Raw genomic sequence first — 22622 nt, 5'->3', positions numbered from 1 at the left:
GCCGGCTCGGCGCCGTGAGCTACGAGACCGACCGCAACCACGACCTGGCGCCGCGGCAACTCGCCCGCTACCGCACCGAGAACGGCGAGGAGTTCGAGGTGCCGTTCGCAGACGACGCCGAGATTCCGGGTACCTGGCTGTGCCGCAACGGCCTGGAGGGCACCCTCATCGAGGGTGAGCTTCCGGAGCCCAAGAAGGTCAAGCCGCCCCGGACGCACTGGGACATGCTCCTGGAACGCCGCTCCGTGGAGGAACTCGAGGAGTTGCTCAAAGAGCGGCTCGACCTGATCAAGACCAAGCGCCGCGGCTAAGCGCCCCGGCGCGCGACGCGCCGGCGCCTGGCCCGGCCGCCGATACCCCACTGGGCGACTTTGACCATCGCCTCGCGGATGTTGGAACCACTCATCTTCGAGACGCCGAGCTCGCGTTCGGTGAAGGTGATGGGCACCTCGACGACGGTGAAGCCGTTGTTGATAGAGCGCCAGGTGAGGTCCACCTGGAAGCAGTAGCCCCTGGACTCGACGGTGGCCAGTTCCAGCTTCTCCAGCACCTCGCGCCGGTAGGCCCGGTAGCCCGCCGTGATGTCGTGGATCTCCACCCCCAGCAGAACCCGGGCGTAGGTGTTGGCCGACTTCGACAGCACCAGCCGCCGACGGGGCCAGTTGCGCACGGTCCCCCCGTCGACGTAGCGCGATCCGATCGCGACGTCGGCGCCGCCGTCGATGGCGTCCAGCAGACGGTAAAGCTGCTCGGGAGCGTGGCTGCCGTCGGCGTCCATCTCCACCAGCACGCTGTAACCCCGCTCCAACCCCCAGGCGAAAGCGGCCAGGTAAGCCGCACCCAGACCGTCCTTGGTGGTGCGGTGCATCACGTGGACGTGCTCGGCATCGGCCGCCGCCATCTCGTCGGCGAGCCGGCCGGTGCCGTCCGGGCTGCCGTCATCGACGACCAGCACGTGCGCCTCGGGGCGCGACTTACGGACCCGCCCCAAGATCAACGGCAGGTTCTCCCACTCGTTGTACGTCGGGATGATGACCAGGGTGCGACTGCTGGGCAGTCCGGCGGCGGCCTCGGGCGACTTCGGGGAGGCTTTCCGGGGCTTGCTTGCGGGGTTGCTCATGCGACTCCTTTGCCTGAATTACTGCGCCGGCTGCGCAGCGGCCGCACGAGGCCGCCACCATTGTGCAATATCGCGGCGCCGATCGCGGCGACGGCGGCCGCCACGAGCAGCCACTGGACCGCGACGGTGAATCGGGTGGCCGGGGTCTGGGCCGTCCGCAACCGCACCGCGACGTCGAGGTAGGCAGGGGTGAAGAAGGCGGTACGTCCCAGCTCGCGGCCGTCCGGTGCGAAGGCGGCGCTGATTCCGGTGGTTCCCGCGACGAGTACGTAGCGGCCGTGTTCGACGGCCCGGAGCCTGGCGAAGGCCAGTTGCTGTTCACTCATCGCCTGGTCGAAGGTGGCGTTGTTGGTGGGCACCGCCAACACCTGCGCGCCGTTGCGCACCGACTGCCGAAGCGCGCGGTCGAAGATGACCTCCCAACACGTCGCGACACCGACCGGCACCCCGGCCGGATGCAGCACCCCGCTGCCGCTGCCGGGGACGAAGTACCCGGCCCGGTCGGCGTAGGACGACAGGTGCCGGAAGAACGACCGCCACGGCAGGTACTCCCCGAACGGCTGGACGATCTGCTTGTCGTGGCGCTCCCCCGGGCCCCCGGCGGGGTCCCACAGGATGACCGTGTTGGACGCGGCCGGGTTCTCCGGCGTCGACTCGGGCCGGTCGACGACGGCGCCGACGAGGATCGGGGCGCCGATCGCCCGGGCTGCGGCGTCTATCTGCTTGGCGGCGTCGGTATTGGCCAGCGGGTCGATGTCGGAGGAGTTCTCCGGCCAGATCACGAACCGCGGCCGCGGGGCACGGCCGGACTTGACGTCCTCGGCCAGCAGCAGGGTCTGTTTGACGTGGTTGTCGAGCACCGCACGGCGCTGGCTGTTGAAGTCCAGACCGAGCCGCGGCACGTTGCCCTGCACGGCGGCGATCGCGATCGTCGGCTCGTCGTCGGCGGACCGGGCCGCGCGGCGCACCCCCGGTCCGGCAAGCGCGGTGGCCAGCAGCACCGTACAGACGCACACACCCGCAACCACCACCGCACCGACGTGCCGACCGGAGTGGGCGCGCCGTCCGCTCAACCTCGGGGCGAACGCGACGACCAGCGCGCACAGCGAGGTGGCCGAGAGCGCGACCGCGAAGGAGACCAACGGCGCCCCGGCCCACTGCGCCAGCGGCAGGAACGGCCCGTTGGTCTGACCGAAAGCCATTACACCCCAGGGGAATCCACCGAAGGGCACACTCGATTTCAGCCACTCCTGCATCGACCAGAGGCAGGCCAGCCACAGCGGCCACCCCGGCAGCCTGGCCACCAGGACGGCGAACATGCCGAACACCGCCGGGAACAGCGCCTCGAACGCGGCCAGCACCACCCACGGCACGGCCCCGACCAACCCGCCGATCCAGGGCAACAGCGGGAGGTAGAAAGCCAGCCCGAACAGGAAGCCGTACCCGAACCCGCCGGCCAGCGTGGTCTGTGGGGCCGCCAGAACCCAGGTGAGCAGGGCCAGAGCGAGCACCGCCGCCCACCACCAGCCGGCCGGCGGGAAACTGACGCACAGCAGCAGTCCGGCCAACACGCTGACCGAAAGACGGGTCGGCCGGGTGAAACCCGGGGCGCTCTCAGCCATGAAGCACGACCCCCCGGTGCACGGTCTGGCGGCAGCGCGGCAACGGGGCGGACGGGTCCAGCCGCGGCAGCGCGGGGACCCGTGACCGCGGGTCGGTGGACCAGCGTTGCACGGTGTCGGCCGGGACGCCGATGTCGAGTTCACCGGTCTCCCAGACCGCGTAGGAGGCGGGGGCGCCGGGGACCAGGGTGCCGGTGACGCCGTCGCGGACCCCGGCCGCGCGCCAGGCGCCGCGGGTGGCCGCGGTGAACGCCGCGCGCACCGAGATGGCACTGCCCGGTGTGCGGTGGTGGCTGGCCGCCCGCACCCACGACCACGGATCCATGCCGGTGACGGGGGAATCCGAGCCGAAGGCCAGCGGCACACCTGCCGACGCCAACAGCGCGAACGGGTTGAGTCCCGCGGCGCGGCCGGGCCCGAGACGACGGGCATACATACCGTCCACGCCGCCCCAGCGGGCGTCGAAACCCGGCTGCATGCTGACGGCGATCCCCCACTCACCGAGCTTGGCGGCCTGCTCGGCCGACACCATCTCGACGTGCTCCAGGCGGTGTCCGCAGCCGGCGACCGCCGGGGCGCCGAACCGGTCGACGACCTCTCCGAGTGCGTCGACCACGGCGCCGACGGCGGCATCACCGATGACGTGGAACCCGGCGGTGATCCCGGCCTGGGTGCAGGCGATCAGGTGCTCGGCGACGACGCCGGGGTCCAGATGCCGGGTGCCGGTGCAGTCGGGGTCATCCGGCGCGGCGTCGGCGTAGGGCTCGTGCAGCCAGGCGGTCCGGGACCCCAGCGCGCCGTCGACGAACAGGTCCCCGGCCAGTCCGCGGGCGCCGGTCGCCTCGATCAGCGCCCGGGCCTGGGCGGCGCTGGACACCGCCTCACCCCAGTAGCCGACGACTTCGACGTCGTGGTCCAGGGCGCAGAGTTCCTGCCAGTCCTCGGCGCCCCCGATGTCCGGGCCGGCGCATTCGTGCACCGCCACGATCCCGGCGGCGGCGGCGGCGTCCAGCGCCGCCCGGCGGGCGGTGTCGCGCTGTTGCCAGGTCAGCAGCCGACGGGCTTCGGCCCGGACCAGGTGGTGAGCCTGTCCCGAAAGCGCCCGGTGCGGATCGAAGCCGTCGGTCACAGCAAGCCCGGAGACCCTGTGCCGCAACGCCGTTGACGCCAGAGCGGAGTGCACATCCACCCGCGCCAGGTATGCGGGCACCGCGCCGACGACCGCGTCGAGATCAGCGGTGGTGGGTGTTCGCGGCCAGTGGGTGTCCTCCCAGCCGTGGCCCCAGACCGGCTGGCCGGGGTGGGCGGCGACGTGGTCGGCGGTCAGCCGCAGGAGATCATCGGGCCCGTCGGCGGAGGACAGGTCCAACCCGGTGATCCGCAGTCCGGTGGCGGTCAGATGCACGTGGCTGTCGACGAAGGCCGGGGCCACGAAACCCCCTGCAAGATCGACGATCTCGGCGCCCGGGAACTGCGCCGCCCCCACCGCGTCGCCGCCGAGCCAGGCGACCACGCCGTCGCGGACCGCCATGGCGGTGGCGTCCGGGTGCGACGGGCTGTGCACCCGCCCGTTGAGCAGAAGCGTGGTCACCGATGAGCGCTCGCCCGTTGAACGATCACAAGAGATCACAACAGACAGTGTGCCGGTTGCCCGCTCAGCGGCGGGCGGGCAACCGGTCGACTGCGACCTCGCCGAGCACTTCGCCGTCGATGTAGTCGCGGCGCGATGGCCGGGTGCCGGTGAACCGGTCGGGGTTGACCGATCGCATGCCGCGCATCACACCGCGGCTGACCAGGGTCGCCGCGATCGGCCGCATCGCCGAACGGGTGGGGGGTGCCAGCATGAGGACGCCGGCCGCGGTGCTGACGACGCCGGGCAGGAAGACCAGGAAGGAACCCACCCCCACCAGTGCGGTGTCGGCGACGGCGCCGTGCGGGTCCCGGCGGGCCCGCCGCATGGCGCCCACCTGTCCCTTGAGCCCGGAAGCGGCCAGCAGCACCCCGACCATGAAGGTGGCGGCCACGACGACCAGCGCCCAACCCAGACCGAATCCCCAGATCAACAGGGCAAACGCGGTCAGTTCCACCAGGGCGTAGAGAGCCCCGTAGCGCACGAGCGGTCGCATCACCATGTTCTGTTCAACGGCTCGCGCGGTGCGGGCGTTCCGCCATGCTGCTCACAGTTGGGTAACACCGGCTTCAGGCGGCCCGGATCTCCAGGCCGACGATCCGGCCGGCACTCCCGCGCAACTTGGAGAACAGCGTGAACACCCGGCCGATGATCCCGTAGCGCTTGCTGATCGCGCGATAGACCTGATCGGTCTGCGAGTCGTCCAGAACCGCCGCGACGGCCTCCACCGTCTCGCCCGTGGGCTTGCCCCGCATATCGCAGACGGCGAGGGTCACCCGCGGGGTGTTCCGGATCCGCTTGACCTTCCAGGATTCCTTCTCGGTGATCACCAGCGCGCGGTCACCGTCGCGGGCGATCCAGATCGGCGTCGGCTTGGGCCGGCCGTCCTTGGTGAACGTGGTCAGCAGTACGTAGCGGGCTTTGGAGACATCGTCGAAAGTGGCTGCCATGACCGCCACCCTAGCGCGCCTCGAGGTCGCCCTCGGTTTCCAGCAGCACCTGCCGCAGTCCGTCGAGGGTGGCCGGCACCGGGCTCCCCCACATCCCGCGGCCGGCCGCCTCCAGCAGGCGTTCGGCCATTCCGTGCAGCGCCCAGGGATTGGATTCGCCCAGAAACTTGCGGTTCTCCGGTTCCAGCACGTACTGAGCGGTGAGTTCCTCGTACATCCAGTCCGCCATCACCCCCGCGGTGGCGTCGTAGCCGAACAGGTAGTCCACGGTGGCGGCCATCTCGAAGGCCCCTTTGTAGCCGTGCCGCCGCATGGCGGCCATCCACCGCGGGTTGACCACCCGGGACCGGAACACCCGGGTGGTTTCCTCGGCGAGGGTTCGGGTGCGCACCGCGTCTGGGCGGGTGTTGTCGCCGATGTAGGCCGCCGGCGCCTGCCCGGTGAGCGCCCTGACCGTCGCCACCATTCCGCCGTGGTACTGGAAGTAGTCGTCGGAGTCGGCTATGTCGTGTTCGCGGCAGTCGGTGTTCTTGGCGGCGAGCACGATCCGCCGGTACTGGTGGCGCATGTCTTCGGCGGCCGGCCGGCCGTCCAGGCCCCGGCCGTACGCGAAACCACCCCAGGCGGTGTACACCTCGGCCATGTCGGCGTCGTCACGCCAGTTCCGGCTGTCGATCAACTGCAGCAGGCCGGCTCCGTAGGTTCCCGGCTTCGATCCGAAAATCCTTGTGGTGCTGCGGCGCTCGTCGCCGTGCTCGGCCAGGTCGGCCTGAACGTGTGCCCGGACGTAGTTCTGGTCCGCGGGCTCGTCGAGTGCGGCCACCAGGCGGACCGCGTCGTCGAGCATCGTCACCACGTGCGGGAAGGCGTCCCGGAAGAACCCCGAGATCCGCACGGTGACGTCGATGCGCGGGCGGCCGAGTTCGCCCAGTGGGATCACCGCGAGGTCGATGACTCTGCGGGAGGCGTCGTCCCACACCGGCCGCACGCCGAGCAGCGCGAGGATTTCGGCGATGTCATCCCCGGACGTCCGCATCGCCGAGGTGCCCCACGCGGACAGCCCGACCGACCGCGGCCATTCGCCGTAGTCGGCGCGGTAGCGCGCCAGCAGCGAGTCGGCCATCGCGACGCCGGTGTCCCACGCCAGCCGCGACGGCATGGCCTTGGGGTCGACGGAGTAGAAGTTGCGCCCGGTGGGCAGCACGTTGACCAGCCCGCGCAGCGGGGAACCGCTGGGCCCGGCGGCGATGTAGCGACCGTCGAGTGCCGCGAGCACCTGATCGATCTCTCCCGCGGTGCCGGCCAGTCGGGGCACCACCTCCCGGGCCGCGAACCGGAGGATCGCCGCGATCCCCGGTTCATCGGTCAGGTCGTCGACCCGGCCGGCGTCCCACCCGGTCGCCTGTAACGCCGCCAGCAGGGCGCGGGCCCGCCGCTCGGCCTCATCCACCTCGGTACGGTCGTCGCCGCCGTCCTCGGCCAGTCCGAGGGCCTGCCGCAGTCCGGGAAGGTGTTGTTCGCCGGCGAAGAGCTGGCGGGCCCGCAGGATCGCCAACACCAGGTCCAGTTCGGATTCGCCCGTCGGGTTCGCGCCCAGGATGTGCAGGCCGTCGCGGATCTGCACGTCCTTGATCTCGCACAGCCAGCCGTCGACACCCATCAGCATGTCGTCGAAACGATCATCCTCGGGGCGTTCGGCCAGACCCAGGTCGTGGTCCATCTTGGCGGCCCGCATCAGGGTCCAGATCTGCTGGCGCACGGCGGGCAGCTTGGCCGGGTCCAGGGTGGCGAGGTTGGCGTGCTCGTCGAGGAGCTGTTCAAGTCGGGCGATGTCGCCGTAGCTCTCGGCCCGTGCCATCGGCGGGATCAGGTGGTCGACCAGGACGGCGTGCGCGCGGCGTTTGGCCTGGGTGCCCTCGCCGGGATCGTTGACCAGGAACGGGTAGATCAGCGGCAGATCACCGAGAGCGGCATCCGGGGCGCAGTCCGCCGACATGCCGAGTGTCTTGCCGGGCAGCCATTCGAGGTTGCCGTGCTTGCCCAGGTGGATGGCGGCGTGCGCGCCGAACTCGTGGCGCAGCCACAGATAGGTCGCCAGGTAGTGGTGACTGGGCGGCAGGTCGGGGTCGTGGTAGATGGCCACCGGGTTCTCCCCGAACCCGCGGGGCGGCTGCACCACGATCACCACGTTGCCCGATTGCATTGCGGCGATGACGATCTCGCCGTCCGGATCCCTACTCCGGTCGACGAACAGCTCCCCCGGCGGCGGGCCCCATCGGGTCACCATCGCCTCCGACAGGTCGGTGGGCAGGGTGGCGAACCACTCCCGGTAGCGGGCCGCCGGGACACGGATCGGGTTCCCGGCCAACCGGCCGTCGGTCAGCCAATCCGGGTCCTGGCCGCCGCGTTCGATCAGCGCGTGCATGAGGGCGTCGCCATCCGACGCCTCGACTCCGGGCACCTCGCCGATGTCGTAGCCCGCATCCCGCAGCGCTCTGAGGAGCGCGACGGCGCTGGCCGGGGTGTCCAGTCCGACGGCGTTGCCGATCCGGGCGTGCTTCGTCGGGTAGGCCGAGAACAGCAGTGCCACCCGCTTCCGCGCGGGCGGGACCCTGCGCAGCCGGGCGTGGTTGACCGCCAGGCCGGCCACCCTGGAGCAGCGCTCCGGGTCGGGTACGTAGGAGATCAGGCCGTCGGAGTCGATCTCCTTGAAGGAGAACGGGACGGTGATGATGCGTCCGTCGAACTCGGGCACGGCCACCTGGGTGGCGACGTCCAGTGGACTCAAGCCGTCGTCATTGGCCGACCAACGAGCCCGCGAGCTCGTCAGACAAAGGCCCTGGAGGATCGGGATGTCCAGGGCGGCAAGGTGTTTGACGTCCCAGCTGCCGTCGTCTCCACCGGCCCCCGCTGCGGCCGGGGTGGCGCCACCGGCGGCGAGCACGGTGACGACCATGGCGTCGACGCCGCCGAGGAGTTCGAGGAGATCCTCGGGCGGGTTGCGCAGCGAGGTGCAGTACACCGGCAGCGGACGTCCGCCGGCCCGCTTGACCGCCGAGCACAGTGCCTGGATGTAGGCGGTGTTGCCGGCGAGTTCCTGGGCCCGGTAGTACAGGATCGCGATCGTCGGGCGCTGCCCGATCGAATCGTCCGGGCAACCATCGCACCCGTCGCAGCGCCGGTCCGGCACTCCCCACGTCGGGGTGGCCGCCGGCGGGGCGAACCCGAATCCGGTCATCAGCAGGGTGTCGCACAGAAAGGCGTGCAGTTGGCGCAGGTTCCCCGCGCCGCCCTGGGCGAGATAGGTGTGCGCCTGCACGGCGATGCCGGCCGGGACCGTCGAGCGCTGCATCAGATCGGCGTCGGGCGCCTGCTCGCCGCTGACCACGACCACCGGGACCCCACTTGCGACCAGGCCGTCGATGCCGTCCGGCCAGGCCCGGTACCCGCCGAGCAGGCGGACCACCACCGCGTCGGCGCCGTCAAGCAGTTCGGCGAGTTCGCGTTCCCCCAGTCGGGACGGGTTGGCCCACCGGAAATCGGCGCCGCAGGCTCGCGCGGTGATCAGATCGGTGTCGGAGGTGGACAGCAGCAGCACGGTGGGCACGGGTTATTCGTACCTAACCGGGTTGTTCGTGGTCTGCGGCGGGGCCGCCGAATGCCTCGTTCAACAACGGCAGCACCACCAGAACCAGGAGTCCGGCCATGATCGCCGGCGCCACCAGTGGGGCCCAGGCCATGTCGAGCGACACCGCGCCGGCAGCGGCCCCGGCCACGGTGAACCCCACCATCCCGAGCGCCGTGGGAACCGTGAGCGTCACCGCTTCCCCGGCGTAGCGGCTGATCAGATAGGCCGCCGCCGAGAGTCCGGAAACCGCGGCCAGCAGCGGCACCGGATCCCCCAGTGCCATTCCGGCGACGGTCGACAGCACCGCGACCACCGCGGCGGGCCGGACGAACAGACCCGCCACCAGAGCCCCGACGGCCAGTGCCAGGACTGCCGCGCCCCACGCGCCGGCGGGCCGGGCGGCGGCGGCCACCATGAGCACCCCGAAGGCTCCGGAGGACAGCAGTGCGGCCGGGCGGTGGTTCACCGGCGCCGCCGCCGTGTTCCGATTCGGGCCTTCGGCAGCAGTCCCATCGCCACGTCGAGGTCGAGGTCGGCGGGCCAGGACACCACCTCGACGCCCACCACCCGCATATCGCGGTACATCGCCGCCCGCTGCAGGGCCCACATCCGGGTGAGGATCGCTTCTTCGTCGTCGCCCAGCGGGCACCCCTCGAGAACGTCGACCACGACCACGACGTGGCCGCGCCGGGACAGGTCCGTCATCGCCAGGCCGAAGTCGGCGTCGAGCAGGGTGGAGAATCCGATGACCACGGCACCCGGAGGTACCGCCGCCCGCGGCGCCAGCGTCCCCGGGGTGTGGTGATAGTCGCCGCCGGCCCCGAGCACCGCGTCGAGCACCCGGTAGAACTGCCGCTGGCCGATGTCGGGGCCGAGCCAGCGCGGCCGCCGGCCACCCAGTCCGATCACACCGGCCCGGTCACCGCTGCGCAGGGCCGACTGCACCACCTGCAGAGCGCCCTCGGCGGCGCGCTGGGTCGCGGCGGTGGCCGGGCCGGGCGGCTGCAGGCTCATGTCGACCAGCACCACGACGTCCACCGACCGGTCCGTCAGCCGCCGAGTGACGTGCAGCGTGCCCCGGCGCGCGCTGACCGGCCAGTTGACGGTGCGCAACTGATCGCCGGGCACGTAGGCCCGGATGTCGGCGTATTCCACCCCGGGGCCCACGTGGCGGGTCAGATGGGTGCCGATCCGGTCCGGCATCTCGGAGCGCGGCATCGCCGTCGACGGCGGCGGGACCAGCGGGAAGACGAAGGCCTCGCCGATCCGGGCCGATCCGGATGCCGCCAGCAGACCGCCGGGGGCGACGACGTCCACGCGGGCGTGCAACGGATAGCGTCCCCAACGCTCGGCGGACACCGCGACGGTGCGGCTGAGCGGGTCACCGGAGTCCAGCAGTTCGGTGTGCATCCCCTCCGGAGCGGTGACCGACAACGCGGCCGACCCGCCGTCCACCGGGGCATCGAGCTCCACCTCGACCTGCTCGCGCTCCCCCTCGAAGCATCGCAGCGTCGTGGGGCCGGCCCGCACCGAAATCCGGGCCACCGGTCGCTGCCAGCCGGCCGAGCACAGCACCCCCAACAGCGGTGCCGCGAAGGCGACCAGCTGCCAGCGGCCCGATATCAGTGCGGCGGCCAGCCCGGCCGTTGCGCAGATCAACAGCATGCGAGCCAACTCCGTTGTGCGCGAACGCAGTTGGATATCAGTGGCGTTCATGGCGCGATCAGGGACTGCCGGTTCGCTCGGATGCCCGGGGCGCCGGCAGCCGTTTGAGTAGCTGCTCGACCACATCGGAGCCGTGCACACTGCGCACCCACATCTCCGGGCGCAGGGTGATCCGATGCCCGAACGCCGGCACCGCGAGGGCCTTGACGTCCTCGGGCAGCACGTAATCGCGCCCGTTGAGCAGGGCCCGCGCCCGGGACAGCTGCACCAGGTCGAGTTCGGCCCGCGGGCTGGCGCCGACCACCACCTGGGGGTTGCTGCGGGTCGCCGCGGCGATCGAGACGACGTAGTTCAGGACATCGTCGTGGACGGTGACCCCCTCGACGGCATCCTGCATGGCCAGCAGTTGGTCGGCGTCGACGACCTCGTTGATCGTGGCCTCCGCCGTCCCGCGATCCAGCCTGCGCCGCAGCATCGCAGCCTCCTCCCGCTCGGAGAGGTACTTCAGCGCCACCTTGACCGCGAACCGGTCCAGTTGAGCCTCCGGCAGCGGGTAGGTGCCTTCGAACTCGATCGGGTTGTCGGTGGCGATGACGATGAAAGGCGTTGGCAGCCGGTGAGTTTCACCGTCGATACTGACCTGGCCCTCGGCCATGGCCTCCAGCAGCGCGGCCTGCGTCTTCGGTGGCGTGCGGTTGATCTCGTCGGCCATCAGCATGTTGGTGAAGATCGGGCCGCGCCGGAAGTCGAACTGCGCGGTGCGCATGTCGTAGATGGTGGCGCCGAGGAGGTCGGCCGGCAGCAGGTCGGGGGTGAACTGCACGCGGGTGAAACGCAGACCCAGGGCGGCGGCGAATGACCGCGCGATCAGGGTCTTGCCCATGCCGGGGAGGTCTTCGATGAGGACGTGGCCACCGGCCAGCACGGTGGTGAGGATCAGGGTCAGCGCCCCGCGTTTCCCGACCACCGCCCGTTCGACTTCGTCGAGAACGGTGTCGCAGAGCGCGGTGGTCTCGGTGGCCGGCGGCGTCATGCCTTCTCCAGTCGTCGAAGAATCTGATCGAGCGCGTCGCGACCGGGCCCGGGTTCGTTGCGGCGTCCCGGCGCGACGTTCTGCGGATCGACCCACTGCCAGAGTTCCTCGCCGAAGACGAATCGTCCGCTCGAGTCGAAGTCGTCGGACGCCTTCTGTTGCGTGGCCACCATGAAGTCGCGGGCCAACCTCGGCCGGAGATGACGATCCCACTCGGCCCTGCTGCCGTCGGCCCACCGGATGAGTTCCTCGGTCTGACCTCTCCAGCGCTGCAGGGACTCCCAGGCGTCGTTGGACTCCGCGGCCGATCCGTCGTTCGCACCCCGGGCCAGCCGGCCGGTCAGGTGCAGGGCGAACATCCCGAGCGCCACACCGGCCACCGGCAGGGCCCAGCGCCCGCCGAACATGAACCCGACGATCTCAGCCAGCAGCACCGCCAGGAATCCGCCGGCCAGCACTCTAGTCATGGGCGCCGCCTCATCCGCGCCGCCTCATGCGCCGGCCCGCAGTTCCACCAGCACCGACCGCAGCGCCTGCCGGGCGTCGTCCCGGTGCGCCTCGGTCATGGTGTGCCCGCTGAACCGGGCTTCGGCGAACAGATCCACCAGTGTGGCGGCGCTGCCGGTGCTGATGGTGCGGCTTCCGACCGCACGGGCCAGCACCTCGGTGGGGGTGTCGGAGACCTGCGGGGCCGCGCCGGGCGCCTCGGAAAGGGCCTGCTCCATGGCCGCGTAGCAGGCGATGATGGCCTGCCTCGGCTCCAGGGACGGGTTGGCGACCTCCGCCAGTCCGCGTTCGGCGGCCGCCGCCAGCGGTTGGACCGGCGCCGACGTGGTCGGCGGCGGGCCGGCGGCGAGGGCGACCGGCGGCGGCTTGGACCGATTGCGCACCGCGGCCACGACGCTGGACACCGCCACCATCGCCAGCAACACCACAGTGGCGCCGGCCAGCAGGCGGAAGGTGTCGCCGGGCGGTTGCTCCGGGAGCCGCGGCGTCGTCGGCCGGGACGGGTCGTCCGGAGCCGCCGTCGTGGTGGGCGCCGTGGCCTGCGGGGCGAACTCGGCCTCGATCTGCAACCGCCCGACCGCGACGAACACCGCCAGCCACAACACCACCACGCCAAGCCCGATGGTCAGCAGCAGGCGCCGATTGATCCGGCCGCCCCCGCCGCGGCCGAAGTCCCGGACTTCGAAGGGCGCCGCCCCGGGGGCCGGCGGCCGGCGGTTGAACGCGGCGAACGCCATCACCACGAGCGAGACACCGAGCAGGGCGACGACCCCGGCCAGCGAGGCCGGGCTGCCGTAGGAGTCCCGCGGCGCGACGTCCCGGCCCGGGCCGGGATCCGGGATCCGTGCCCGCAGTGCCACCACGGCGGTGAACAGCAGGGCGATCAGGACCGCCACCCGCCCGAGGGGGCGGGTGGCGCCTTCCGCGCGTGTCCTGGCCGTGGCGCCTCCCCGGCAATTCCGCGGGCCGCTGAAATTCGTCCGGTGGGTCCGGTCCCCGCGATTAACTCCGGACCCTGCGATTACATCGTGACACGGACCGCCTCGTACCGTGGTCGGGTGAGCCGGACCCGCGACCAGGACGCCTGCCCCGGCGCGCTTGCGGTGCACCACGCGGCCGACGGGGCAGTGGCCAGGCTGCGCCTGCCGGGCGGGATGATCACCGCCGGGCAACTCGAGGCCCTCGCCGAGGTCGCCGAGCGGTCGGGTGCCGGAACCCTGGAACTGACCGGCCGCGGCAACGTCCAGATCCGGGGTGTCACCGACACCGCGGCGGTGGCCGCGGCGGCGGCCGCCATCGGCCTGTTGCCCTCGGCGACCCACGAACGGGTCCGCAACATCGTGGCCTCGCCGCTGTCCGGCCGGGCCGGCGGACGGGCCGACGTCCGGCCGTGGGTTCACGACCTCGACCGCGCCATCCAGGCCGACCCGGCGCTGGCCGGGCTGCCCGGGCGGTTCCTTTTCAGCCTGGACGACGGCAGCGCCGACGTGTCGGGGTTGGCCGCCGACGCCGGCGTTCACGTCATGCCCGACGGGGTGGCGCTGCTGCTCGCCGGCCGGGACACCGGCGTGCGACTGGATGCCGCCGAGTCCGTGCCCACCCTCGTCGCGGTGGCCCGCCGGTTCGTCGCCGATCGTGGAAACGCCTGGCGGGTGGCCGAACTCGCCGATCCCGGTGTGCTGTTGGGCCAGACCGAACCGGTCGCCCCCGCAGGTGGCCGGTTCCCCCCGGCCAGGCCGCCGGTCGGTTGGATCGAGCAGGACGCCGAGGGCCCGGCCGAGGGTCCACCGCGAGGCCGGGTGACGCTGGGCGCGGTCGTCCCACTGGGCGTTCTGAGCGCTCGGCAGGCCCGATTCGTCGCGGCCGTCGGAGCCCCGGTGGTCGTCACGCCGTGGCGGTCGCTGCTGATGTGCGACCTCGATCCCGGGGTGGCCGACACCTCGCTGCGGGTCCTGGCCCCGCTGGGCCTGGTCTTCGACGAAACCTCGCGATGGCTGGACGTCACCTCCTGCGTCGGCAGCCCGGGGTGTGCGCGATCGCGGGCCGACGTGCGCGCCGAGGCGACCAGGCAGGCGGAATCCGGCGCGGGCCCCGGCGCCGTCCACTTCGCCGCCGTCCACTACGTCGGTTGCGAACGCGCTTGCGGCAGACCGGCCGGTGCGGAGGTCATGGTGGCGGGAGACGACGGTTACCGGCGAACCGGGCGAACGTAGGGTGATGGCCGTGCTCGACTACACCCGCGACGCCGCCGAGATCTACCGGCAGTCGTTTGCGACGATCCGGGCCGAGGCGGACCTCGACGGGTTCCCCGAGGACGTGGCCCGGGTGGTGGTTCGGCTGATCCACACCTGCGGTCAGGTCGATCTGACCGAGCACGTCCTGTTCACCCCGGGGGTGGTCACGGCCACCCACCGGGCCCTGGCCGCCGGCGCGCCGGTGCTGTGCGACTCCTCGATGGTGGCCGCCGGGATCACCGCCGCCCGCCTACCGGCGGGCAACGAGGTGGTCTCCCTGGTGGCCGATTCACGGGCGGCGGATCTGGCACGGCGGTTGAACACCACCCGGTCGGCGGCCGGGGTGCAACTGTGGGCCGACCGGATGGAGGGTGCGGTGCTGGCCATCGGCAACGCCCCCACGGCGTTGTTCCGGCTGCTGGAACTGATCGACGAGGGCGCCGGCGCGCCGGTGTCGGTGCTCGGCGGTCCGGTCGGTTTCGTCGGCTCGGCGCAGTCCAAGGACGAACTGGTCGCCGATCCGCGCGGGATGGAGTACCTGGTGGTGCGGGGCCGGCGCGGTGGCAGCGCGATGGCCGCCGCCGCGGTCAACGCGATCGCGAGCGAACGCGAATGAGGCCTGCCGAATGAGCCATCAGCCCCGAACGAGCGGCACCCTTTTCGGCGTCGGTCTGGGTCCGGGCGATCCGGAACTGGTGACCGTCAAGGCCGCCCGGATCATCGGCGCGGCCGACGTGGTGGCCTATCACAGCGCAAAGCACGGCCGCAGCATCGCCCGCCGCATCGCCGAGCCGTACCTGCGTCCCGGGCAGATCGAGGAGCACCTCGTCTACCCGGTGACCACCGGGTCCACCGACCACCCGGGTGGCTACGACGGCGCCATGGCCGATTTCTACGCCGAGGCCGCCGGACGGATCGCCGCACACCTTGACGCCGGCCGCGACGTCGCGCTCCTGGCCGAGGGCGACCCGCTGTTCTACAGCAGCTACATGCACATGCACACCCGGCTGACCCGGCGCTTCAACGCGGTGATCGTTCCCGGCGTCACCTCGGTCAGCGCCGCCTCGGCGGCCATCGCCACGCCACTGGCCACCGGTGACGAGGTGCTGTCGATACTGCCCGGCACCATGGGAGTGGCAGAACTCGCACGACGGCTCGCCGACTCCGACGCCGCGGTGGTGCTCAAGCTCGGCCGCACCTATCCTCAAGTGCGCGAGGCGCTTTCGCTGGCCGGTCGGCTCGACGACGCGGTGTACGTGGAGCGGGCCAGCACCGACCGGCAGCTGGTTCTGCCGGCCGCGGAGGTCGACGACGCGGCGGTTCCCTACTTCTCGCTGGCCGTGGTGCCGGGGGGCCGCACCAGCCGGGCGGCGGCGCGCGGCGGGACGGTGGCCGTCGTCGGCCTGGGACCCGGTGACAGCGAGTGGATGACGCCGCAGAGCCGCCGGGAACTGGCTGCGGCGACCGACCTGATCGGGTACGGCCCCTACCTGGACCGGGTGCCACCGAGTCCCGGTCAGCGCCGTCACCCGTCGGACAACTCCGACGAGCCGCAGCGGGCCCGGCTGGCCTGCGAACTGGCCGAGCAGGGCCGCGCGGTGGCAGTGGTGTCCTCCGGTGATCCCGGGGTGTTCGCGATGGCCACCGCCGTGCTCGAGGAGGCCAAGCAGTGGCCGGGTGTGCAGGTGCGGGTGATCCCGGCGATGACGGCGGCCCAGGCGGTGGCGAGCCGGGTCGGCGCGCCGCTCGGCCACGACTACGCGGTGATCTCGCTGTCCGACCGGCTCAAACCGTGGGAGGTGATCGCGGCGCGGCTGTCCGCGGCGGCGGCCGCGGATCTGGTGCTGGCGATCTACAACCCGGCTTCGGCGAGCCGGACCTGGCAGGTGGCCGCCATGCGCGACCTGCTGCTCGAGCACCGCGATGCCGGCACACCGGTGGTGATCGGCCGGGACGTGTCCGGGCCGGCGGAGTCGGTGACGGTGGTCCGGCTGGCCGACCTGGACGCGGGTGACGTGGACATGCGGTGCCTGCTGATCGTCGGCTCGTCGCAGACGCAGTGGTACGGCGAGACGGTGTTCACCCCGCGCCGTTATCCCGGCTGAGCACCCAGGCCTCGGCGTCCTCGACGGAGCCGACGGCCCGCACACCGGGCGGCAGCTCCGGCCGCCGGATCATCACCACATCCAGGCCCAACGCCTGTGCCGCTTGGATTTTGGCGTGGGTGAGCGCTCCCCCGCTGTTCTTGGTGACCACCGCCTGGATGCGGTGGCGCGCCATGAGGGCGTGTTCGTCGTCGTACCGGTAGGGACCCCGGGCCAGCACGAGTTGGTGATCGCGCGGCAGGGTGTCCGGTTCGGGTGGTGTGACCACCCGGATCAGGAACCAGGCGTCGCTGTCGCGGAACGCGGTGGTCCCGGAGCGTCCGGTGGTCAGGAAGACCCGTGAATAGCCTTTCCCGGCAACGACTTCGGCGGCCTCGGTGTCGGAGCGGGCCTGGATGGCACCGGCCGGGTCCCACGCCGGGCGGTGCAGCACCAGGTGCGGCAGTCCGAGTTGGGCGCAGGACGTCGCCGCGTGGGCGGTGATGGCGGCGGCGAACGGGTGGGTGGCGTCGACGACCGCGTCGATTCCGTTGTCGGCCAACCACGTCCGCAGTCCTTCCGCACCGCCGAAACCACCGGTCCGGACCGGCCCGGCCGGGAGGACCGGATCGGGGACGCGGCCCGCCAGCGAGCTGACGAGGTCGACCCGCGGATGCAGACGTGCCGCCAGGTCACGCGCCTCCGCGGTGCCGCCGAGCAGCAGCAGTCGCATCAGTGCCGGTCTCCCCGGACCCGGCCGGCCGAATACAGGTAACTGTCGGTGAACCCCTCGGCGGTGAGGACGTCGCCGACGATGATGACCGCGGTGCGGGTCACCCCGGCCCGGTGCGTCTGATCGGCGATATCGCTCAGCGTCCCGCGCAGGACGACCTGCTGCGGCCAACTGGCGAAAGCCACCACCGCCACCGGGGTTCCGGGCCGGAACCCTGCTGTGGTCAACTCCGCGACGACCGCCTGAATCCGGTGCGCCGCGAGGTGGATCACCAGCGTTCCGCCGTTACGGGCCGATGCGGCGAGGTCCTCCCCCGCGGGCATCGCCGTGGAGAGGGTCGAGACCCTGGTCAGCGTCACTGTTTGGGCGACCCCCGGCACTGTGAGTTCACGGCCCAGCGCTGCGGCCGCCGCGGCGAAAGCCGGCACACCGGGAACGATCTGGTAGCCGATTCCGAGTTCGTCGAGGCGGCGGAACTGCTCCGCCGCAGCGCTGTAGAGCGACGGGTCGCCGGAGTGCAGGCGTGCCACGTCGAGGCCGGCGGCGTGGGCCCGCTCGAATTCGGCGACGATCTGCTCGAGTGTCAGCGGCCCGGTGTCGACGATCCGGGCGCCGGGCGGGCAGTACCGCAGCAGGTCGTCGGGCATGATCGAGCCGGCGTAGAGGCACACCGGGCAGCGCTGCAGCAGGCGTTGGCCGCGCACGGTGATCAGGTCGGCGGCGCCCGGTCCGGCACCGATGAAGTACACCGTCACGTCGTGATCACAGGAGCTTGACCGACCACTGCGTGATGGGCATCTGCGGTCGCCACCCGGTGAAGCCCCCCAGCGGCTCGCCCTGGTAGTGCTGGTAGCGGCGCAGTTCTCCGCCGAGACGCGAATACCACTGCACCAGAACCGCTTCGGACTCGGCGGTGACGGCGTTGGCGACCAGCAGTCCGCCGCCGGCCAGGTGGCCCAGGCACTCCTCGACCAGCCCGCTCACGGTGAGTCCGCCCCCGACGAAGACGACGTCGGGCCGCGGCGCGCCGGCGAAGGCGTCCGGCGCCGCACCGCGAACCTCCACGTCGACACCGAAGGAACGGGCGTTGGCGCCGATACGGTCCCGGCGTTGCGGATCGGCCTCGAAGGCCACGGCGCGACAACCCCGGGCGGCGCGGCACCACTCGACGGCGATGCTGCCCGATCCGGAACCGACGTCCCACAGCAGCAGGCCGGGCCGGGCCGACAGCGCCGTCACCGTGACGGCCCGGATGGTCTGTTTGGTGATCTGCCCGTCGTGCCGAAAGGCGTTGTCCGGCAGGATCGCGGGATCGCCCTCGTCGGGCAGGTAGCGGACGGCGACGACGTTGAGATCGTCGATGTCGGAGGGCGGCGCGGCGGCCCAGGCGTCCGCCGGTCCGGTGCGGACCCGCTCCCCCGCGCCGTCGAGTCGCTCCAGCACGGTCAACTCCGACCCGCCGCGCCCGGTCTCGACGAGCGCCTCGGCCAGCGCGACGGGCGTCGCGGCGTCCCGGCAGAGCACCACCGCCCGACCCCCGCGGCGCACCGCGGTATGAGCCGGTGCGGTGACCAGACTGATGACCTCGGTGTCGTGGGTGGCCCAGCCCATCCGGGCGCAGGCCAGGGTGACCGAGGACACGTGCGGCAGCACCCGGACCAACTCCGGACCGTACAGCCGGATCAGCGTGGCGCCGATACCGTGCTGCATCGGGTCCCCGCTGGCCACCACGTGGACGTCCCCGGACCGCTCCTGGTCGAGAAGGCCCTCCAGCGCCGGCATCATCGGGCTCGGCCACGGGCGCCGCGGTGCGGTCACCGTGTCGTCGAGAAGGTCGAGTTGGCGCGGTGATCCGTGAATCTCGGTGGCGCCGCGCAATTCACGCCGCGAGTTGTCCGAGAGGCCGGCCATCCCGTCGGCGCCGATCCCCACCACGACGATCACCGGGGCCACCTCACCGGGGAAGCCTCCGCCACACCGGTTGCGGCAGCAGGCGCATGCCGAAGAACAGCGGCCGCAGCGCCCACGGCACCCAGACGGTGCGCCGGCCCGAACGCAGCGCCCGCTCGGTGGCGTCGGCAACCTGCGCCGGGGTGCTGGACAACGGCGCCGGGTCCATGCCTTCGGTCATCCGCCCGATGACGAAACCCGGGCGGACGATCAGCAGCCGCACCCCGCTGCCGTGCAGCGCGTCGGACAGTCCGCCGGCGAAACCGTCCAGACCGGCCTTGGCCGAGCCGTAGACGTAGTTCGCCCGCCGCACCCGCACCCCGGCGACCGAGGAGAACACCACCAGCGTTCCGCGCCCGGCGGCGCGCATGGCCGCGGCGAGGTGGGTCAGCAGGGTCACCTGCGCGACGTAGTCGGTGTGCACGATCGCCGCGGCGTGTGCGGCGTCGGACTCGGCGCGGGCCTGGTCGCCGAGGATCCCGAAGGCCAGCACCGCGAGGTCGATGGCCCCGAACTCGCCGACCAGCCGGTCGACCAGCGGCCGGTGCGAGTCCAGGTCGTCGGCGTCGAACTCGACAGCGTGCACCGCCGCTGCTCCGGCGGCCCGCACCGCGGCGATCTGATCCCCCAGGCGGTGCGACGCACGGGCGGCCAGGACCACCGTCGCCCCGGCGGCCTGACGGGTGGCCAGTTCCGACCCGATCTCGCTGCGGCCGCCGAAAACGACCACCACCCGACTTGGTCCGGCGGCCGTGTCCCTCATGGCTGGGATTATTCCTTGCGCTAGCGTGGACACCGATGGCGACCACCCGGCTGAGCAGCGACGCCCTTGAGTTCCTCACCGAACGCCACCTGGCGATGCTCACCACATTGCGGGCCGACGGTTCCCCGCACGTGGTGGCGGTCGGGTTCACCTTCGACCCGGTCACCCACATCGCCCGGGTCATCACCAGCGACGGGTCCCAGAAGGCCGTCAACGCCGAGCGCAGCAGGATCGGGGTGCTGTCTCAGGTCGACGGCGCCCGCTGGCTGTCGCTGGAGGGGATAGCCAACGTCAACCGGGATCCGGAGGCAGTCCGCGACGCGGAGTTGCGCTATGCCCAGCGCTACCGGACGCCCCGGCCGAACCCGCAGCGGGTGGCGATCGAGGTGCTCATCAAGCGGGTGCTGGGTTCCTCCACTCTGCTGGACCGCACCCCCTGATCTGGTCGCCCAAACCGACATTCGGGCGCCGAACTGCGGGTGATTCCCGCCAAAACGTCGAACTCGACGTCACTCAGGGCGTCAGTCAGTCGGGCAGGGGCACCACCGTCAACTCGTGCGGCCGGCTGTTCACCGGCAGCGCGCCGTCGGCGGTGACGATCACGATGTCCTCGATGCGCGCGCCCCAGCGGCCGGGAAGATAGATCCCGGGTTCGACGCTGAAGGCCATGCCCTCGGCCAGAGGCTGGTCGTTGCCGGCGACGATGTAGGGCTCCTCGTGCACCGACAGGCCGATTCCGTGGCCGGTTCGGTGGACGAAGTACTCGGCGAGGCCCGCCTCGGCCAGCACGTCGCGGGCCGCCGCGTCGACCTGTTCGGCGGTCACCCCCGGACGGACCGCCGCCACCGCGGCAGCCTGGGCGCGCTGCAGCACCGCATACTGCTCGGCCACCTCCGCCGACGGCTGCCCGAGACAGTAGGTGCGGGTGCAGTCGGAGTTGTAACCCGGCTCGACCGGACCGCCGATGTCCACCACGACGACGTCGCCGGGTCGAATCTCACGCCCGGAACACTCGTGGTGCGGGTCGGCACCGTGCGGGCCGGAGCCGACGATGACGAACGCCGCTTCGGAATGCCCCTCGGCGACAATGGCTTTGGTGATATCGGCTGCCACTTGCGCCTCGGTGCGTCCCACCCGGAGGAACTCCGGTACACGGGCGTGCACCCGGTCGATCGCCGCGCCCGCGCGTTGCAGCGCGGCGATCTCGCCGGGGTCCTTGACCATCCGCAGGGTCGCCATCACCCCGGTGGCCAGCACCGGCGTCGCCCCGAGCACATCGGCCAGGGGCAGCAGGTGCAGCGCCGGCATCGAGTCGGTCACCGCCACCCTGGCGTGCCCGCCGAGGGCCAGCGCCACCAGGTCGTAGGGATTGTCGCCGTCCACCCAGTCCCGGACATCGAGGCCGAGGTCCGGGATCGCGGACTCCTTCAGCGTGGCCAGTTCCAGCCGGGGCAGGACAACGGTCGGTTGACCGGTCACCGGCACCACGAGCGCGGTGAGCCGCTCGAAGGTCTGCGCCCGTGACCCGGTCAGGTACCGCAGGTCGTAGCCGGGGGTGAGCACCAGGCCCGTCAAACCGGCGCGGGCCGCGCCGTCCGCCGCCGCGGAAAGCCTGCGGGCGTAGGTCTCGGTGCTGAACCGTCCGTCGGCGCTCACGGGTCTGAGGCTAGCGTTTCGGCTATGTCCGCACCGGTGCTGCTGCTCGATGGCGCCAGCATGTGGTTCCGCTCCTACTTCGGGGTGCCCACCTCGATCACCGCCCCCGACGGCCGGCCGGTCAACGCGGTCCGCGGGTTCCTCGACAGCGTGGCCACCCTGATCAAGAGGGAGCGCCCGGCCCGATTGGCGGTGTGCCTGGACCTCGACTGGCGCCCGGCCTGGCGGGTGGACCTGATCCCGTCCTACAAGGCACACCGGGTGGCCGAGGAGGGCAGCCCACTGGGCGGGGGCTCCGAAGAGGACTTCGAGGAAGTGCCCGACGATCTGAGCCCCCAGGTCGGGATGATCCTGGAGGTGCTCGACGCCTTCGGTTTCGCCACGGCGGGAGCCGACGGGTTCGAGGCCGACGACGTGCTGGGCACGCTGGCCGCGCGGGAACGGCGTGACAGGGTCATGGTGGTCAGCGGCGACCGCGATCTTCTGCAACTGGTCGCCGACGAGCCGGTCGAGGTTCGGGTGCTCTACATCGGTCGCGGGTTGTCCAAGGCGGTGCTGTTCGGTCCCGCCGAGGTGGCCGAACGCTACGGGGTGCCGCTGCACCGGGCCGGAGCGGCGTACGCCGAGTTGGCGCTGCTGCGCGGCGATCCGTCCGACGGACTGCCGGGGGTGGCCGGTATCGGCGAGAAGAGCGCCGCCGCCATGCTGGCCCGGTACGGCTCACTCGAGGCGATCCTGGCGGCCGCGCAGGACCCCGAGTCCAAGCTGCCCAAGGCCTTCCGAGCCAAGATCCTCGCAGCCGGCGACTACATCGAGGCGGCGCAGCCGGTGGTCCTGGTCGCCCGCGACGCCCCCGTGCGGCTGTCCGGCGATGACGCTCTGCCACTGCACGCCGCCGATCCCCGACGGGTCGCCGAACTGGCCGAGCGCTACGGGATCAGCTCACCCGTCGCGCGGCTTCAGAAAGCGTTGGACGACCTGTAGCGCCGCCAACGCCGCCCAGCGGCGGCTACTTGGCCCGAGGACGCCGCCCAGCGGCGGCTACTT

22 protein-coding genes are annotated in these 22622 nt (G+C 71.8%); 6 read left to right on the top strand and 16 right to left on the bottom strand.

All coding sequences use genetic code 11. The features are described 5' to 3' along the window. Nucleotides 1-311, top strand: a 311-nt coding sequence (locus tag ADBZ5U_RS02635; RefSeq protein ID WP_526262064.1) for an RNA polymerase-binding protein RbpA, incomplete at its 5' end; no start/stop codon positions are given. On the opposite strand, the gene ADBZ5U_RS02630 is transcribed toward ADBZ5U_RS02635, so the two are convergent. The 11 genes from ADBZ5U_RS02630 to ADBZ5U_RS02580 all read right to left on the bottom strand — a co-directional run bounded on the left by ADBZ5U_RS02630 (nucleotide 308) and on the right by ADBZ5U_RS02580 (nucleotide 13051). Then, the gene (locus ADBZ5U_RS02630) at nucleotides 308-1120 is read right to left on the bottom strand and encodes a polyprenol monophosphomannose synthase (RefSeq protein ID WP_526262062.1); all 813 of its coding nucleotides are present in this window, start codon (nucleotides 1118-1120) and stop codon (nucleotides 308-310) included. The genes ADBZ5U_RS02635 and ADBZ5U_RS02630 overlap by 4 nt on opposite strands. Further along, the gene (gene lnt / locus ADBZ5U_RS02625; protein WP_526262060.1) at nucleotides 1117-2742 is read right to left on the bottom strand and encodes an apolipoprotein N-acyltransferase; all 1626 of its coding nucleotides are present in this window, start codon (nucleotides 2740-2742) and stop codon (nucleotides 1117-1119) included. The genes ADBZ5U_RS02630 and lnt overlap by 4 nt, the downstream gene beginning before the upstream one ends. Then, nucleotides 2735-4273 (bottom strand): amidohydrolase, encoded by a 1539-nt coding sequence (locus ADBZ5U_RS02620; RefSeq protein WP_526262068.1) that lies wholly within the window; start codon nucleotides 4271-4273, stop codon nucleotides 2735-2737. The genes lnt and ADBZ5U_RS02620 overlap by 8 nt, the downstream gene beginning before the upstream one ends. A 124-nt stretch (nucleotides 4274-4397) precedes the next feature. Further along, complete coding sequence (locus tag ADBZ5U_RS02615) at nucleotides 4398-4868, bottom strand: FxsA family protein (protein ID WP_526262058.1); 471 nt, start codon at nucleotides 4866-4868, stop codon at nucleotides 4398-4400. 73 nt (nucleotides 4869-4941) lie between these two features. Continuing rightward, nucleotides 4942-5322: a PPOX class F420-dependent oxidoreductase gene (locus ADBZ5U_RS02610; protein WP_526262056.1), complete on the bottom strand. Its 381-nt coding sequence runs from the start codon at nucleotides 5320-5322 to the stop codon at nucleotides 4942-4944. A gap of 10 nt (nucleotides 5323-5332) precedes the next feature. Further along, entirely contained in the window at nucleotides 5333-8929 is a 3597-nt protein-coding gene (gene cobN, locus ADBZ5U_RS02605) for a cobaltochelatase subunit CobN (RefSeq protein ID WP_526262054.1), read from the bottom strand. A gap of 13 nt (nucleotides 8930-8942) precedes the next feature. After that, a complete protein-coding gene (locus ADBZ5U_RS02600) occupies nucleotides 8943-9416 on the bottom strand; it encodes a hypothetical protein (RefSeq protein WP_526262052.1) in 474 nt (157 codons plus the stop codon). After that, entirely contained in the window at nucleotides 9413-10666 is a 1254-nt protein-coding gene (locus ADBZ5U_RS02595; RefSeq protein WP_526262050.1) for a DUF58 domain-containing protein, read from the bottom strand. The genes ADBZ5U_RS02600 and ADBZ5U_RS02595 overlap by 4 nt, the downstream gene beginning before the upstream one ends. Before the next feature lie 7 nt (nucleotides 10667-10673). Next, a complete protein-coding gene (locus tag ADBZ5U_RS02590) occupies nucleotides 10674-11648 on the bottom strand; it encodes an AAA family ATPase (RefSeq protein ID WP_526262048.1) in 975 nt (324 codons plus the stop codon). Beyond that, the gene (locus ADBZ5U_RS02585; RefSeq protein WP_526262046.1) at nucleotides 11645-12115 is read right to left on the bottom strand and encodes a hypothetical protein; all 471 of its coding nucleotides are present in this window, start codon (nucleotides 12113-12115) and stop codon (nucleotides 11645-11647) included. The genes ADBZ5U_RS02590 and ADBZ5U_RS02585 overlap by 4 nt, the downstream gene beginning before the upstream one ends. A gap of 24 nt (nucleotides 12116-12139) precedes the next feature. Then, nucleotides 12140-13051: a DUF4129 domain-containing protein gene (locus ADBZ5U_RS02580; RefSeq protein ID WP_526262044.1), complete on the bottom strand. Its 912-nt coding sequence runs from the start codon at nucleotides 13049-13051 to the stop codon at nucleotides 12140-12142. A gap of 162 nt (nucleotides 13052-13213) precedes the next feature. Here ADBZ5U_RS02580 and cobG point away from each other — a divergent pair, with 162 nt between their 5' ends. Genes cobG through ADBZ5U_RS02565 form a run of 3 tightly spaced genes read left to right on the top strand, consistent with a single transcriptional unit; the run spans nucleotide 13214 to nucleotide 16494 of the window. Further along, complete coding sequence (gene cobG / locus ADBZ5U_RS02575; protein ID WP_526262042.1) at nucleotides 13214-14368, top strand: precorrin-3B synthase; 1155 nt, start codon at nucleotides 13214-13216, stop codon at nucleotides 14366-14368. 10 nt (nucleotides 14369-14378) lie between these two features. Then, on the top strand, nucleotides 14379-15005 hold the full coding sequence (locus ADBZ5U_RS02570) for a precorrin-8X methylmutase (RefSeq protein ID WP_526262040.1): 627 nt from the start codon (nucleotides 14379-14381) through the stop codon (nucleotides 15003-15005). Between the two features lie 10 nt (nucleotides 15006-15015). After that, the gene (locus ADBZ5U_RS02565) at nucleotides 15016-16494 is read left to right on the top strand and encodes a precorrin-2 C(20)-methyltransferase (protein WP_526262038.1); all 1479 of its coding nucleotides are present in this window, start codon (nucleotides 15016-15018) and stop codon (nucleotides 16492-16494) included. Here ADBZ5U_RS02565 and ADBZ5U_RS02560 read toward each other — a convergent pair. The 4 genes from ADBZ5U_RS02560 to dprE2 are packed head-to-tail and all read right to left on the bottom strand — an operon-like array spanning nucleotide 16469 to nucleotide 19919. Continuing rightward, nucleotides 16469-17206 (bottom strand): cobalt-precorrin-6A reductase, encoded by a 738-nt coding sequence (locus tag ADBZ5U_RS02560; protein WP_526262036.1) that lies wholly within the window; start codon nucleotides 17204-17206, stop codon nucleotides 16469-16471. The genes ADBZ5U_RS02565 and ADBZ5U_RS02560 overlap by 26 nt on opposite strands. Continuing rightward, on the bottom strand, nucleotides 17206-17961 hold the full coding sequence (cobM, locus tag ADBZ5U_RS02555; protein ID WP_526262034.1) for a precorrin-4 C(11)-methyltransferase: 756 nt from the start codon (nucleotides 17959-17961) through the stop codon (nucleotides 17206-17208). Before cobM ends, ADBZ5U_RS02560 begins: the two co-directional genes overlap by 1 nt. Nucleotides 17962-17968: 7 nt before the next feature. Then, nucleotides 17969-19150, bottom strand: coding sequence for a precorrin-6y C5,15-methyltransferase (decarboxylating) subunit CbiE (gene cbiE / locus ADBZ5U_RS02550; RefSeq protein WP_526262032.1), 1182 nt, complete (start codon nucleotides 19148-19150; stop codon nucleotides 17969-17971). A 10-nt stretch (nucleotides 19151-19160) separates the two neighbouring features. Beyond that, complete coding sequence (gene dprE2 / locus ADBZ5U_RS02545; RefSeq protein WP_526262030.1) at nucleotides 19161-19919, bottom strand: decaprenylphospho-beta-D-erythro-pentofuranosid-2-ulose 2-reductase; 759 nt, start codon at nucleotides 19917-19919, stop codon at nucleotides 19161-19163. A 35-nt stretch (nucleotides 19920-19954) separates the two neighbouring features. Here dprE2 and ADBZ5U_RS02540 point away from each other — a divergent pair, with 35 nt between their 5' ends. Continuing rightward, nucleotides 19955-20359 (top strand): F420-dependent biliverdin reductase, encoded by a 405-nt coding sequence (locus ADBZ5U_RS02540; RefSeq protein WP_526262028.1) that lies wholly within the window; start codon nucleotides 19955-19957, stop codon nucleotides 20357-20359. An 85-nt stretch (nucleotides 20360-20444) separates the two neighbouring features. Here the strand turns inward: ADBZ5U_RS02540 and ADBZ5U_RS02535 are convergent, their stop codons facing one another. Then, nucleotides 20445-21575: a M24 family metallopeptidase gene (locus ADBZ5U_RS02535; protein WP_526262026.1), complete on the bottom strand. Its 1131-nt coding sequence runs from the start codon at nucleotides 21573-21575 to the stop codon at nucleotides 20445-20447. Nucleotides 21576-21599: 24 nt separating this feature from the next. On the opposite strand from ADBZ5U_RS02535, the gene ADBZ5U_RS02530 reads away from it, so the two are divergent. Next, complete coding sequence (locus ADBZ5U_RS02530) at nucleotides 21600-22559, top strand: 5'-3' exonuclease (protein WP_526262024.1); 960 nt, start codon at nucleotides 21600-21602, stop codon at nucleotides 22557-22559. The last annotated feature ends 63 nt before the right edge of the window (nucleotides 22560-22622 follow it).

Origin of the sequence: Mycobacterium sp., assembly GCF_040398885.1 — a bacterium.
In the GTDB taxonomy this organism is placed as follows: domain Bacteria; phylum Actinomycetota; class Actinomycetes; order Mycobacteriales; family Mycobacteriaceae; genus Mycobacterium.
This window is presented reverse-complemented; position numbering and strand designations above follow the sequence as displayed.

Coding starts and splice junctions, on each gene's coding strand:
- ADBZ5U_RS02585 (WP_526262046.1), bottom strand. CDS start 12,115: ATGACTAGAGTGCTGGCCGGCGGATTCCTGGCGGTGCTGCTGGCTGAG.
- ADBZ5U_RS02620 (WP_526262068.1), bottom strand. CDS start 4,273: ATGGCGGTCCGCGACGGCGTGGTCGCCTGGCTCGGCGGCGACGCGGTG.
- ADBZ5U_RS02565 (WP_526262038.1), top strand. CDS start 15,016: ATGAGCCATCAGCCCCGAACGAGCGGCACCCTTTTCGGCGTCGGTCTG.
- ADBZ5U_RS02590 (WP_526262048.1), bottom strand. CDS start 11,648: ATGACGCCGCCGGCCACCGAGACCACCGCGCTCTGCGACACCGTTCTC.
- ADBZ5U_RS02610 (WP_526262056.1), bottom strand. CDS start 5,322: ATGGCAGCCACTTTCGACGATGTCTCCAAAGCCCGCTACGTACTGCTG.
- ADBZ5U_RS02595 (WP_526262050.1), bottom strand. CDS start 10,666: ATGAACGCCACTGATATCCAACTGCGTTCGCGCACAACGGAGTTGGCT.
- ADBZ5U_RS02540 (WP_526262028.1), top strand. CDS start 19,955: ATGGCGACCACCCGGCTGAGCAGCGACGCCCTTGAGTTCCTCACCGAA.
- ADBZ5U_RS02560 (WP_526262036.1), bottom strand. CDS start 17,206: ATGCGACTGCTGCTGCTCGGCGGCACCGCGGAGGCGCGTGACCTGGCG.
- dprE2 (WP_526262030.1), bottom strand. CDS start 19,919: ATGAGGGACACGGCCGCCGGACCAAGTCGGGTGGTGGTCGTTTTCGGC.
- ADBZ5U_RS02615 (WP_526262058.1), bottom strand. CDS start 4,868: ATGCGACCGCTCGTGCGCTACGGGGCTCTCTACGCCCTGGTGGAACTG.
- ADBZ5U_RS02530 (WP_526262024.1), top strand. CDS start 21,600: ATGTCCGCACCGGTGCTGCTGCTCGATGGCGCCAGCATGTGGTTCCGC.
- ADBZ5U_RS02630 (WP_526262062.1), bottom strand. CDS start 1,120: ATGAGCAACCCCGCAAGCAAGCCCCGGAAAGCCTCCCCGAAGTCGCCC.
- lnt (WP_526262060.1), bottom strand. CDS start 2,742: ATGGCTGAGAGCGCCCCGGGTTTCACCCGGCCGACCCGTCTTTCGGTC.